The sequence below is a fragment of the Paenibacillus tengchongensis genome (assembly GCF_008973665.1).
Taxonomy (GTDB): domain Bacteria; phylum Bacillota; class Bacilli; order Paenibacillales; family Paenibacillaceae; genus Paenibacillus_AQ; species Paenibacillus_AQ tengchongensis.
This window is the reverse complement of the sequence record NZ_WACP01000067.1, coordinates 1-605: the sequence shown is the minus strand read 5'-3', so window position 1 is coordinate 605 and position 605 is coordinate 1. Positions and strand designations below refer to the sequence as shown.

Annotated in this window: 1 protein-coding gene; it reads right to left on the bottom strand. The window is 50.2% G+C overall.

The annotated features are described in order from the left end of the window. Positions 1 to 52: 52 nt before the first annotated feature. The gene (locus F1381_RS29345) at positions 53 to 487 is read right to left on the bottom strand and encodes a transposase (protein WP_425495306.1); all 435 of its coding nucleotides are present in this window, start codon (positions 485 to 487) and stop codon (positions 53 to 55) included. Positions 488 to 605: the final 118 nt, after the last annotated feature.

The following is a 605-nucleotide window of genomic DNA, read 5'->3' as shown; positions in this document are numbered from 1 at the left end:
TTGTTATGGAATTGAAGAACAAATTTTCTGCAAGTCGAGATAGAGGGTCTCGTCAGTATCTTGTGTATCCCCCACGCACAACTGCTTCCAGACGCCTCCTCATTCCTTGGATCATACGACGAATTTGATTCTGAGGTATCCTCTGCCATTCCTCGTGTAATCCAGCGGTCAATTCATCGAGCGTCTGTACGGGGGGTTCTCTCTGCCGAACACTACGGCCTAAAACATCCCACAGATGTTCAATGGGGTTGAGATCCGGGCTCCTGGCTGGCCATGGTAGGGTGTCAATAGCATCCTGACGCATTAACTCAATAACAGCACTTACTCTATGGGGTATGGCATTATCGTCCATGAAGATTGGTCTCGTGCCCAGTGGATGGTTGTCAAAATGTGGAACAACGGCTCTCTCATGGATCTCCTGCTGATATCGAGGCCCGTTCAGATTACCACGCACAGTGATGAGGTCCATCCTGCAATCTGCAGACATGCATCCCCATACCATAACTGATCCTGACCCAAACGGAACAGCTTCCTGGATATTGCGCTGAGCCATAGCTGTGTTCCGTTGCCTCCAGACGGGTCTAAGGCGTCCACCATGTGCAGTA